This window comes from Bacillus timonensis (assembly GCF_000285535.1).
GTDB lineage: Bacteria > Bacillota > Bacilli > Bacillales > Bacillaceae_L > Ferdinandcohnia > Ferdinandcohnia timonensis.
Genome location: NZ_HE610986.1, coordinates 484,114 through 496,315, shown reverse-complemented (window position 1 = coordinate 496,315; position 12,202 = coordinate 484,114). Strand labels below are relative to the sequence as shown.

Here is a 12,202-nt window from a genome sequence, read left to right as displayed (position 1 = left end):
ACATATAAAGTCAAATTCATAGGTGGTGAAAAGATTGATTGCGTTATGGTTACTAGAGTTTGTAAAAGGAATCGGACGTTTCTTTTTGCATCCATTGTTTTATTATTTAGCGGGGTACTGTGTTTTACTAGGCTATTTCCGCGTGAAGCGAGAGCGTCGCGCCTTTCATATACGAGTAGAAGACGGGTTTTACGACCTGAGATCACTTCTTCCAGGTGGCTGGCTCGCGGGGTTACTCATATCAGTCGTAACAATTGCAGCTGGCGTTGTCATTCCACTCGGTAGCATCGTGTTCATTGCACTTGTCACATTGCTACTAAGTTTGCCAATCACAACTCGTTTATTATCTCCAGCATACATCTTAGGAGTATCCTTTTTCGGGATCATTTTGCTTTCCAAATTATCAGTTGAAAATAAAGTTATTACGAGATTGCTAGATGATATGGGCAACACAAGCCTAGCATCAATTGCCATTTTACTAGGTGCGCTTTTACTGGCAGAAGGAATTCTCATTCTGAAAAAAGGCCATATCGGCAGTTCTCCAGACCTATTAAAGAGTAAACGCGGACTTCCGGTTGGTACCCATATATCCCAAAGATTGTGGCTCGCTCCAGTGTTTTTACTCATACCGGGAGATGCACTCACAACTCACTATGAATGGTGGCCAGTGTTCACTGTATCCGGACAAGCTTATTCATTAATTTTAGTACCGTTTAGCATTGGTTTTTATCATAAAGTAAAAAGTATGTTGCCAACACAAAGTGTCCCGGTTGTCGGAAAGCGTGTAATCCTACTGGGCGTCATTGTCGTGGGCTTAGCAGTCGCAAGCATTTGGTATCCAGTTACAGCTATCATCGCAGCGTGCTTTGCTTTAGCGGGTCGAGAATTCATTTACCTTCAGCACTATTTCATGGACGAATCGAAACCATCGATTTTTTCACAACAAAACCAAGGTTTACTCGTGCTGGGTATTATTCCACAATCGCCAGCTGAAAAAATGCAAATCAAAATTGGAGAGACGATTGCAAAGGTCAACGGAATACAAGTAAAAACCGTCCAAGAATTTTACATGGCACTTCAAAAAAATCGGGCATTATGCAAGCTTGATGTGTTAGATGTCAACGGTGAGGTCCGTTTCGTCCAACGTGCCCTATACGAAGGTGAGCACCACGAACTTGGCATCCTTTTTGTGAACGAAGGAAAAGGGTGGAAGCATAAAGCAGTGTGAAATTTTTAAGGTTTAAAGTGAAATGAGAGGTGTGACTGCACCTCTCATTTCAGAGTGTAGACAAAGTCAGTACTGACTTTGTCTACATGAAATTTTAAGGATATCTAAATTTAAACTCAAGTACCAGACTGTCTTGAAAGCGCTTGTCAGACAAGGCGCGCAGCTGAGTGAAGACGCGAATAGAAGTTGCCTTCATGAGCGGACGAGCGCGGCAAGCAACGCAGGATGCGAGCGTTTGTCAACAGTCTGAAATGAGAGGTGTGACTGCACCTCTCATTTTTTGCAGTTATTTTTGTACATGCTAATGCCGTATAATTGTTAGAAGAAGTGATTTTTTGGGGAGAGTTTTGTTAAATTATAAACAGTTTACATCGAGGTGGGATTGTTGAGGAAGAAATACAGAAAAGAAGAAACAAAGGAACTTACATTTCTAGGGATAATTTTAACCATTTTTATGCTGGTGTTTGGATTGTTTTTTAGTTCGATCTATGGAATATTTTATTTGATTGCATATGCAGGTATTGGATTTATAGGTTATGTCATTTTTGAACATTATTTTGGTATTGGGTTTATTGGAGTAATTGTTACAGTGGCCATTTCGTTTCTTATCCATTTATGGCTGGACGGTGCCTTTGATAAAGAGGAAAAAGAGGAAGAGGAAAAATTCAATTTATGATTTTTGTTCAATGTTTCATTAACAGCATAAAGGAGCAGTCATAAAAGAAACATCCCGTGTCAGAAGAGTCTAGTTTTTTTCGATTGCAAACATCATATGTATCTTCCAGTAACGGGGCAGATACTTAAACATGGCGATCATAATGGTCGCTTTTTCTTTTTTGATTTTTGTGTTTTGAATATTGTGATAATATTAAAGCTGTACTATCGGTGCAGATTTATAGAATTGGGAAGATAGGACACTAGTTTATTTTTAGAAATTAGAAAGATGTAAAGGGGATGAAGAAATGAATATTGATTTTCAGGAATTAGTGGAAAAGCATAAGCCGAAAATTATAGATAAAAGGGAATTTAAAGTTGTTGGAATTTCGTGTAGTACAACCATGAACGATAAAGATATTAAAGTCCCTAATATCGTTGAGGAATTCCATTCTTCTAGAATTGGCGAGGTCAAAAATAGAATTGATGAAACCATCTCTTATGGTATTTTTATTGACCCTCCAAACTTTAACCCTGAAAATGATGAGTTTACTTGGATTGCGGGTGTGGAAGTAACGAATGATGAAGATATCCCAAAAGAGATGACGTCTATAACCATTTCCGCGCATCAATATGCCGTATTAGCGTTTAATCCAAAGACCGATGATATTAATCCCTATCAGTTTCTTTATCAATGGTTTACGAGTGAAGGATATGAAGGAACCGATCTCATTGGTTTTGAAGTTTATAACCCATATAAAGGTGTAGATTCGGATTATATCCTGCATTTACCTGTTAAAAAGTCAGAAGAAATTTGAAATATACGGGATTGACATCAGTATAGTGAGCAGTGGTATGGTTCGCTGCTACTCTAGATGTGTTTGTCACAGGAGATGGGAAATAGTTGGTCACACTTATCGATTGGGGGATTAGGTTGAGCACTCGAACCAATAAATAGACGGATAAATTCCTCTTAATTTTAATTTTTAATAAATAAGTGGTTAAATAAACGGAGAGCTTCCGCCTATTGACTTAAAAAATTCAAAAATGGGGGATTTTGCATTGCTTAATCGGAAAACCTCCCCTTATTTCCCCAAAAAAGAGCTTCATTGTGCATTTAGCCGGAAAATCTCCGCTTAACTTCCTATTGTGGATTTACCTTGTTATCCAAACGTGTAACCATTAGAAAAGCACACCACAAACATGTACAGTATTTTCTATTTTATTATTGTTAATTTTCGAAATTTAATTATAATAGGGTATGTTGACACAGTTGTTATTCAATAAGGGGGAAGAGTATGTCTATTACACAAGGATTAAACGCCGCACTTCAAGAGAAGCTAAACCAATTTAAAGAATTAGATCAAAAAATCACGCATTTGAATAGTGTGTTAGGACTTGTAGAATGGGATCAAAAAGTAATGGCGCCGAAAAAGGGCCGTTCTATATTTGCCAATTCCATTGGAACATTGTCTACAGAAATCTTTAAATTATCAATTTCAAAAGAAATGGGTGAGCTACTAGAGGCATTAACTGCTGAAGACGTGTATCCCCAATTAGATGATGTAACCAAAGCAACTGTACGTGAAAGAAATAACTTCTACCAACAATCAAAAAGTATTCCAACTGAATTGTACAATGAATATATTGTGTTAACGGCAAATGCGAATGATGCTTGGGAAGAAGCGAGAGAAACTAATAACTTTCAGGTGTATCAGCCATATCTTGAACGAATTGTTGAAATTAAAAAGCAATTTACGGAGTATTACGGGTATGAAGGACATCCATATAATGCATTATTAAATGAATTTGAGCCAGGATTGACGGTCGGAAAATTGGATCCTCTTTTTGCGGAATTGCGAAAAAGCAGTATCGATTTATTAGAAAGAATCAAACAATCATCTGCTAAACCAAGTGGCGAGATTTTTGAAAAGCTTTATGATGCCAACACTCAAAAAGAGTTTAACCAATTCCTGCTACCAAAAATTGGATTTGATATGAATGCGGGACGACTTGATGAGACGGTGCATCCATTTGCTCAAACGGTCAATACGGGTGATGTGAGAATCACAACTCGTTATCTTGAGGAAAATGTTCGTTCTGCGATTTTCGGTACCATCCATGAAGCTGGACATGGTATATATGAGCAAAATATTAGCCCTGAATTAGAAGGTACTTCCGTCAGTACTGGAGCTTCATTCGGAATTCATGAGTCACAATCAAGATTTTTAGAAAATATGGTTGGTCGCAGTAAAGAATTTTGGAAGTTTTTCTATCAAGACCTACAAAATCATTTCCCTGATCAATTAGGGACTCACGATTTAGATGATTTTTATCGTGCTGTCAACATTGTGGAACCATCTTATATTCGTGTGGAGGCAGACGAGTTAACATACAATCTCCACATCATGCTTCGCTATGAAATCGAGAAAGGTCTTATCAGTGGGGATATTGCAGTCAAGGACCTTCCAGCTATATGGAATGAAAAAATGAAAGACTATTTGGGAATCGTACCTCCAACTGACACATTGGGTGTACTCCAAGATGTGCACTGGTCATTTGGTGGCTTAGGATACTTCCCATCCTACTCACTTGGAAACTTATATGCGGCCCAAATCTTGAATACCATTAAGAAGGAGCTACCTGACTTCTCCGGCCATATTGAAAGAGGCGAATTTACAGTCATCCAAAGTTGGCTGAAAGAAAAAATACACCAATATGGTGCTGTTTATACGCCTGATGAATTAATTAAGAAGGTCACAGGTGAAAGCTTAAATGCTACATATCTAGTGAATTACTTAGAAGAAAAATATGTAAAGGTATATCAACTTTAAAAATAACGAGAGCCCGTAAAAACTTCATGAGTGCTTGTATTTAAACACATTTTTTTCTGCACCCCCTCGAATTGAGACACATACACTATTGTGCAGCTTACTTCGAGGAGGAGAGATCATATGGAAAGACAAATGTTTGGTATGTTCCCTGGTTACGGCTTTGGTCAAGGTGGTTTTAATCCAGGCTATGGCTATCACCACGGCCACGGCGGATTTTACCCAGGTTATGGCTATCACCATGGTCACGGCGGATTTTACCCAGGCTATGGCTATCACCACGGCCATGGCGGATTCTATCCAGGCTACGGATTCCACCACGGTCATGGCGGATTCTACCCAGGCTTTGGTAGATAATAAAAAACGTGTATGGAGAGTGCTTACAATTAGTAGCACTCTTTTTTAGTTCCGTACATATGAATCATTCTCACAAAGCGGTTTTGCTCCTTTCATAAAAAATTGGTCCTGAAGTTTTACTAAAAACTGAACCTTTCCCTCACCTCATTAGTATAAGAAGTAAGAACAAAAATGAGGGAGTGGGTAAGATGACAACGATAACAGGAATGGTTGTAAGTTCCGTTGTTGTAGCGGTTCTTGGTTCTGTTTTTGCGATAGTGATTGGTTCGATGAATAAAAAGGTTGTCCGTGATCATAACGGGAAAATTGATTTTACGAAATCTAACATCTATTTTTATTGGTCAAGATGGGATACGATTATAACAATAGCAGCTGTGTATACCTTTTTATGTATTACGGGGCTTTTGATTTTCCTTTTACGTGGAGACAACATCAATAGTCCGATTATCCAGTTTTTCATTCACCAAACCTTTGTCTTCAGCTTAATTACGTTTTTATGGTTCATTACAAAGCTTGCGTACGTCTATAAAGGAATAAAAGAGCGGTGGTCTGATGAGTTACAGTAGTGCAGAGGAGGCAATCCTACAACTTCAAAAAGGGGATAAAGAGGCGCTAGAGGTCATTTACAATGTGTACAAGGCACCGCTTTATCAGTTTGTTTTTCGATATACGAATAACGAACAGCTCAGTATCGACCTTGTTCAGGATACCTTTGAAAAACTACAGCATAAATTTCATCAATTTGATCCGGAAAAGGGAAAACTGAAAACCTATCTCTATCAAATTGCCTACAACACAATGATGACAAGGTTGAGGCGACAGAATGTATTTCGGACCTTATTACCGATTCTGGCAGAACGACATCCACATCATGAAAACTCCGATGAAAAATTAACCGTACAAGCTGCCATTCAATCGCTATCAGAGGATTTGCGGGCGATTGTGTTGCTGACCTACTACCACGACCTTACACAAAAAGAGATCTCTACGATTCTACACATCCCAGTCGGAACGGTAAAATCCAAATTACATCGCGCATTGAAAAAACTGAGAGAAGAATTAGAGGTGAATGAGGATTGAATCATGACCAATTTGAAAAGGAATTAAAAGAAAAACTCAATCAATTCAGCGTAGAGGTGCCCGACTTTCCCATGGAAAAATCAAGGCTATCCCGAATGGCAAACTGGTTTTTTAACCCTGTATCGATTCCATTTCCTGAATTCGGTTATAAAAAGGGTGCATTTCTATCGATTTCATGGTTACCGGTATTGCTATTACCAATTACATTCGTCCTGTTTATGTTATGAATAAATAATGAAAGTAACGAGGCACCTATGCTTTCGTTATTTTTTTCGACAAATTAATATCTCGAATCCAAGAATCTTTAAATTTGACTACGTAATTTTATGGTGCTACGATAATTTCATTCTTTCCCTACTGCTTTTTAGAAACATACGTAATCCAACATAAATGAATAAATATAAGCAAACGCTATGATTGGAACATGAATTATAGGAGGGTAACGTTATGAAAGTCGTTGGAATATCAGGATCACTGATTGGTGCAAAAACATCGAAGGCTGTATATGAAGTATTAGCAGCCATAAAATCACATGATTTTTCTGCTCAAATCGAATTACTTGATTTAAAGGATTTCGAGATTGAATTTGTAAACGGAAGCCCACTGAGCTATTACAATGACGATACCATTAAGGTCGTCAATAAAATGTTAGAAGCAGACATGCTTGTCTTTGGATCGCCGATTTATCAGGCGTCTATTTCAGGGGTCCTTAAAAATTTGTTAGACTTTTTTCCGGTCGATTCGTTTAAGAATAAAGTGACCGGGATTATTACAACCGGTGGCACGGAAAAGCATTTTCTCGTTTCGGAATTCCATCTAAAACCCATCCTTTCTTACTTAAAAGGGACGGTACCTGTTCATCAGGTTTTTATTCACAATGACAATTTCGATGACGACAATGAAATTACGAATAAGGGACTTCTAAAACGAATAAACACACTCGCTGAGGAAATGATTTCTCTGCAAAAAAGTATGCAAAAGTAGATCCTTCGCATTAGAAAACGAAATAAGGTAGTTGAATGTTATGGAAAAATACAGAATAGATGAAAGCAAAGGTCTTGAATTTGGACTTTTTACACTAGGGGACCATATCCCAGATCCTAATACAGGAATGCGTATTTCTGCTAAGCAAAGAATAAAAGAACTAATTGAATTAGCAAAGCTTGCAGAACAGGCTGGTATGGACTTCTTTGGTGTGGGTGAAAGCCATCAGGAGTATTTTGCTACTCAGGCACACACAGTTGTGTTGTCAGCAATTGCCCAAGCAACAGAAAAAATTAAAATTGGAAGTACTTCAACCATTATTAGTACTTCAGATCCAGTTCGTGTTTATGAGGATTTTGCGACAATCGATTTACTTTCAGATGGCCGCGCGGAGATTATTGCAGGTCGGGCATCACGTGTGGGTCTTTATGAACTATTAGGCTACAATCTACGTGATTATGAAGCCTTATTTGAGGAAAAGTTTGATTTGCTGCGCAAGATTAATGAAGAAGAAATCGTGAATTGGAGCGGTGAATTCCGTGAGCCGTTACGAAATGCCGAAATCTTACCTCGACCTAAAAATGGCTCACTTCCAATATGGCGTGCGGTGGGTGGTACACGAGCAAGTGCGATGAAAGCAGGTTATGCTGGTGTTCCAATGATGTTAGCAGCTTTAGGTGGTCCGGCAAGTGTCTTTAAATATACAATCGATGCTTATCGAGAGGTCGCGAAGAGTAATGGGTTTGACCCAGCCACTTTGCCAGTCGGAACAACCCAATTTTTCTATGCGGCTAAAAACTCACAAGATGCCATGCGAGAAATGTACCCCTATATTAATGAGGGAATGAAGCTGACAAATGGACAAGGTTTTCCAAAACAAATATTTGCTCAAGCTGCTGATAAACGAAGTATTATCAATGTCGGTAGCCCGCAGGAGATCATCGAAAAAATTCTCTATCAACATGAGTTATTCGGTCATCAACGGTATCTTGCGCAAATGGACTTTGGTGGTGTGCCATTTGAAAAATTAGCGAAAAACATTGAAATAATTGGGACTGACATTTTACCAGCCATCCGAAAATATACAGCGAAAAAATAGGAGGTCACCATCATGAAAATTGTTGGTATTTCTGGCTCCATCATAGGGTCTAAAACAAGAACAGCGATGAATTACATAACCAAAGAAATAGCCGATAAATATCCTGACGTAGAATGTACCCTCATTGACCTTGCGGAGTATCAAATTCAGTTTAGTGATGGGCGAAATTATTTGGAGTATGAAGGCGATACTGGATTTGTGGCAAAAACAATCATGGAGGCAGATGCCATTGTCATCGGAACACCGATTTTTCAGGCATCGATTCCAGCAACCCTTAAAAACATATTTGATTTACTTCCAGTGAGTGCGTTTCGTGATAAAGTGGTAAGTATGCTTGTTACTGCAGGTTCATCAAAGCACTACTTGGTGGCAGAACAGCAGTTAAAACCAATCATTGCCTATATGAAAGGCCAAATCGTTCAGACGTATGTGTTTATCGAAGAAAAAGATTTCCACAATAAAGAAATTGTAAATGACGACGTGCTTTTCAGAATTGAACGTCTTGTCGAAGACAGCATTTTGTTAACAGAAACGTATACAAAACTTCGAGAAGCAAAAGAAGCGATGTATGACTTTTAGAACCTGTCCATGACCCTACCTTTTTTAGGGTCATTTTTTATACACTTTTTGAAATGTGTTGGATAAACAACATATCACATGTACTGTTGGTACCTTAATGATCTCGTGCTTGTTACACTACAGATAACGAATATGAATAGGAGGAAACAAGCATGGTTAAAATTGGGATAATTACAGGGAGCACGAGGGATTCAAGGGTCAATCTTCAAGTAGCTGAATGGGTAAAATCGATTGCGGACAAAAGAACGGATGCAGAATTTGAGTTGGTAGATATTAAAGATTATCATCTACCAAAGTTTAATGAACCAATCCCGGCAATTATGTCACAGGATTATCAAGCACCGGAAGCATATCCTTGGTCTAAAAAAATTAACGGTCTTGACGGATTTATTTTTGTCACTCCAGAATATAATAAAGCCATTACGTCTGGATTAAAGGATGCAATTGATTATTTATATGTTGAGTGGAATCATAAGGCTGCAGGAATTGTGAGTTACGGCTCAACGCTTGGGGTTACAGCTGCAAATAATTTACGGCTTATTTTAACAGTACCAAAGGTAGCAACAGTTGGACCGTCAGTCGCCCTAAGCTTATTTACTGATTTTCAAGATATGAGTACATTTAATCCAGCACCTTATCACGAGGACTCTTTAACGAAGACAATAGACGATGTTGTATCTTGGTCGACGGCATTGAAAACGGTGAGAGAGTAGGAACCATAGGGACGGTTCTCTTGGTTCCATCGGGACAAATCAGGACCTATATGCCTATTTACAAAAAAGTAAAGGAGAATTGCAATGCCATACGTATTACAGGTAGATTTTAAAATGGATGGACCATTCGGGGATGAAATGGCTCAAAGCTTCACTGATTTAGCAAAAAGTATTAATGAAGAACCAGGTTTCCTCTGGAAAATTTGGACTGAAGATCCTGAAGCAAAAGAAGCGGGTGGAATTTACATATTCGAGACAAAGGAAACCGCACAAAACTATCTCGACATGCATACGAAACGATTAGCTGGCTTTGGTATAAACGATGTACATGCAAAAATCTTTGCCATCAACCCGAAACTTACTGAAATCACAAAAGGTCCAATAAAATGAAAGTAGAGAAGTAGACTCTAATATGGAGTCTACTTCTCTTTTTTTAGTCCAAGTTTGGCATGTTCGGCCATCACCTGTATTTCATAAAAAGAGCATTCAATAAGTATTGAATGCTACATGAATTTTTAAGGATATCTAAATTTTAACTCAAGTCCCAGACTGTCTTGAAAGCGCTTGTCAGACAAGGCGCGCAGCTGAGTGAAGACGCGAATAGAAGTTGCCTTCATGAGCGGACGAGAGAGGCAAGCAACGCAGTATGCGAGCGTTTGTCAACAGTCTGGAGCATTCAATAAGTATTGAATGCTAAAGAATGCTCGGTCTCACAACTATATTTTTCTATTAAGTACTTTATCTAACAATCTTCTGCTCCATAGACAATGATTTCGGTCTTTCACAAGTACTCTTCATACTATAATGTATTCCGTTATCTGAAGAATCATGGAAGGCGTGCATCGCTTCTAATACGTGATAAGCTAATTCACCATTTGCTCGGTGCTTACCACCATCCATGATAGCTTGAGCCATGTCAGCAACACCTAGGCCCCGACTATTTTGTGAGTGACCATATGATAAAGGCACATCCACAAACTCTTTTTCTCCGGTTTTCCGAATACGTACTGGTCCTCCAAATGTATTTGGATCTGGAACAAGTAGAGTCCCTTTACTACCGTAAATTTCAATCGGAGGGAGTGTAGAGCCACCAAAAGCATCAAAACTTGTTGTGATTGTTCCGATTGCACCTGATACAAAATCAATTGTTCCTGAAATATGTGTTGGTGTTACCACATTGATTTTTGTACCTGCATTTGGTTCACTAGTAACAGTGCGTTCAGGGTAGCTTATTCGGGTGCTACCAGAAATTCGTTTAATCGGCCCTAATAAAGCTACTAGAGCTGTCAAATAATATGGTCCCATATCAAACATTGGACCCCCACCAATATCATAGTAGAAGGCCGGGTCTGGATGCCAATGTTCATGTCCACGGCCAATCATAAACGCAGAGGCCCCAATCGGAACACCAATTTCACCTTGTTCGATTAAATGGATGGCTGTTTGAATACCAGCACCTAGGAAAGTGTCCGGTGCACTACCGACAATGAGATTATTTTTCTTTGCTGTTTCAAGAATTTCCTGACCTTCCTCACGTGTAACAGCTAGAGGTTTTTCAGTATACACGTGTTTACCGGCTTCCAGCGCTTGAATGCAAACAGCAGCATGTGCTTTCGGAATTGTTAAATTGATGATTAACTGAATATCTGGATTTTTAAGGATCTCATCAACAGAGCATGCGATAGGAATATGATACTTTTCTGCTTGAGCTTGTGCTCGTTTCTCATCCAAGTCTGCACAAGCCACAAGCTCAATATGATCAAAGTTTTTACAATTTTGCATGTAAATAGAGCTAATCGTTCCACACCCAATAATACCAATTTTCAGTTTATCCATAGTTAAAACCCTCCGCTGTTTTCATATATAAAAGTCAAATTACGTGGTTTTGATCATGTATGCTTAATAGAATTAATTAATTACTATCTCCCATGCCGGAATACACACGTCCATTTCCGTTGCCCTGCTCCCCATATGTAGAGACTGCTATCCTATTCGCTCGTTCTTTACCTTCGGCTGCCCATAAAAATCCGCGGCGCATTATGAGCGAAACCTCTGGCATAGCTACAATATTGGCTTTATGTCCCAAAGAATTATAAAAAACATGGCCTTGCCCCCAACGTTTTGTCCAAACGACAGGCATATCAACAGCACCATTCATTACATGTGGACCATCAACTACGGGAAACCGAGTGGTTGCTAATACCTCAACAGCAGGATCGAAGTGGAGGTAATACTGTTCACTTACTACTTTGAAATCCGATAAGCCGTCTAAGAGTGGGCTTGAATTATGTTTGATGTTAACCATATATTCCACACCGTCATTCCCAGGATGTGCTACCCAATTTCCACCCGTCATAAATTGCCAGTCAACATTATTTCGGAATGAGTCACACATTCCACCGTGACATCCAGCTAATCCAACACCGCTCATTACCGCTTCGGATATATTAAGTACATATTTTTTATTTATTTCACCCATGGTCCAGTGAGGAACAATTAAATCTAGTGATTTTAGTTTTTCGGAATCGGCATAGGATTCAAGTGAATGTGAAACTTCTACGTTAAAGTTTTCTTCTTCAAGTATTCCTTTAAAAATGTGTGCAATCTGTTCTGGTTCATGGCCATCCCATCCACCCCAAACGATTAGCGCATTTTTTTTCATGTATGAACACTCCTT

The 12,202-nt window shown here is 38.9% G+C and carries 15 protein-coding genes; 13 read left to right on the top strand and 2 right to left on the bottom strand.

All coding sequences use genetic code 11. The features are described 5' to 3' along the window. The first annotated feature begins 34 nt into the window (after positions 1-34). The 13 genes from BTHG_RS11225 to BTHG_RS11165 all read left to right on the top strand — a co-directional run bounded on the left by BTHG_RS11225 (position 35) and on the right by BTHG_RS11165 (position 9,915). On the top strand, positions 35-1,228 hold the full coding sequence (locus BTHG_RS11225; protein ID WP_010676839.1) for a PDZ domain-containing protein: 1,194 nt from the start codon (positions 35-37) through the stop codon (positions 1,226-1,228). A gap of 385 nt (positions 1,229-1,613) precedes the next feature. After that, positions 1,614-1,904: a hypothetical protein gene (locus BTHG_RS11220; RefSeq protein WP_010676838.1), complete on the top strand. Its 291-nt coding sequence runs from the start codon at positions 1,614-1,616 to the stop codon at positions 1,902-1,904. A gap of 286 nt (positions 1,905-2,190) precedes the next feature. Then, the gene (locus BTHG_RS11215) at positions 2,191-2,700 is read left to right on the top strand and encodes a GyrI-like domain-containing protein (RefSeq protein ID WP_010676837.1); all 510 of its coding nucleotides are present in this window, start codon (positions 2,191-2,193) and stop codon (positions 2,698-2,700) included. 480 nt (positions 2,701-3,180) lie between these two features. Then, complete coding sequence (locus BTHG_RS11210) at positions 3,181-4,716, top strand: carboxypeptidase M32 (protein WP_010676836.1); 1,536 nt, start codon at positions 3,181-3,183, stop codon at positions 4,714-4,716. A 90-nt stretch (positions 4,717-4,806) separates the two neighbouring features. Then, positions 4,807-5,070 carry a hypothetical protein gene (locus BTHG_RS11205; protein WP_198420975.1) on the top strand — a complete coding sequence of 88 codons (264 nt, stop codon included), beginning with the start codon at positions 4,807-4,809 and terminating at the stop codon, positions 5,068-5,070. 188 nt (positions 5,071-5,258) lie between these two features. Then, positions 5,259-5,636, top strand: a complete 378-nt coding sequence (locus BTHG_RS11200; RefSeq protein ID WP_010676834.1) for a hypothetical protein — start codon at positions 5,259-5,261, stop codon at positions 5,634-5,636. Then, positions 5,623-6,150, top strand: coding sequence for an RNA polymerase sigma factor (locus tag BTHG_RS11195; protein ID WP_010676833.1), 528 nt, complete (start codon positions 5,623-5,625; stop codon positions 6,148-6,150). The genes BTHG_RS11200 and BTHG_RS11195 overlap by 14 nt, the downstream gene beginning before the upstream one ends. Beyond that, entirely contained in the window at positions 6,147-6,377 is a 231-nt protein-coding gene (locus BTHG_RS11190; protein WP_010676832.1) for a hypothetical protein, read from the top strand. The genes BTHG_RS11195 and BTHG_RS11190 overlap by 4 nt, the downstream gene beginning before the upstream one ends. Positions 6,378-6,597: 220 nt before the next feature. Beyond that, complete coding sequence (locus BTHG_RS11185; RefSeq protein WP_010676831.1) at positions 6,598-7,134, top strand: NADPH-dependent FMN reductase; 537 nt, start codon at positions 6,598-6,600, stop codon at positions 7,132-7,134. A 40-nt stretch (positions 7,135-7,174) separates the two neighbouring features. Then, the gene (locus BTHG_RS11180; protein WP_010676830.1) at positions 7,175-8,233 is read left to right on the top strand and encodes an LLM class flavin-dependent oxidoreductase; all 1,059 of its coding nucleotides are present in this window, start codon (positions 7,175-7,177) and stop codon (positions 8,231-8,233) included. Positions 8,234-8,245: 12 nt separating this feature from the next. Then, complete coding sequence (locus tag BTHG_RS11175) at positions 8,246-8,812, top strand: NADPH-dependent FMN reductase (protein ID WP_010676829.1); 567 nt, start codon at positions 8,246-8,248, stop codon at positions 8,810-8,812. Positions 8,813-8,964: 152 nt separating this feature from the next. After that, positions 8,965-9,525, top strand: a complete 561-nt coding sequence (locus BTHG_RS11170) for an NADPH-dependent FMN reductase (protein WP_010676828.1) — start codon at positions 8,965-8,967, stop codon at positions 9,523-9,525. 84 nt (positions 9,526-9,609) lie between these two features. Further along, entirely contained in the window at positions 9,610-9,915 is a 306-nt protein-coding gene (locus BTHG_RS11165) for a monooxygenase (protein WP_010676827.1), read from the top strand. A gap of 348 nt (positions 9,916-10,263) precedes the next feature. On the opposite strand, the gene BTHG_RS11160 is transcribed toward BTHG_RS11165, so the two are convergent. Continuing rightward, positions 10,264-11,361 (bottom strand): Gfo/Idh/MocA family protein, encoded by a 1,098-nt coding sequence (locus BTHG_RS11160; RefSeq protein WP_010676826.1) that lies wholly within the window; start codon positions 11,359-11,361, stop codon positions 10,264-10,266. 76 nt (positions 11,362-11,437) lie between these two features. Further along, entirely contained in the window at positions 11,438-12,187 is a 750-nt protein-coding gene (locus BTHG_RS11155; protein WP_010676825.1) for a ThuA domain-containing protein, read from the bottom strand. Positions 12,188-12,202 lie beyond the last annotated feature (15 nt).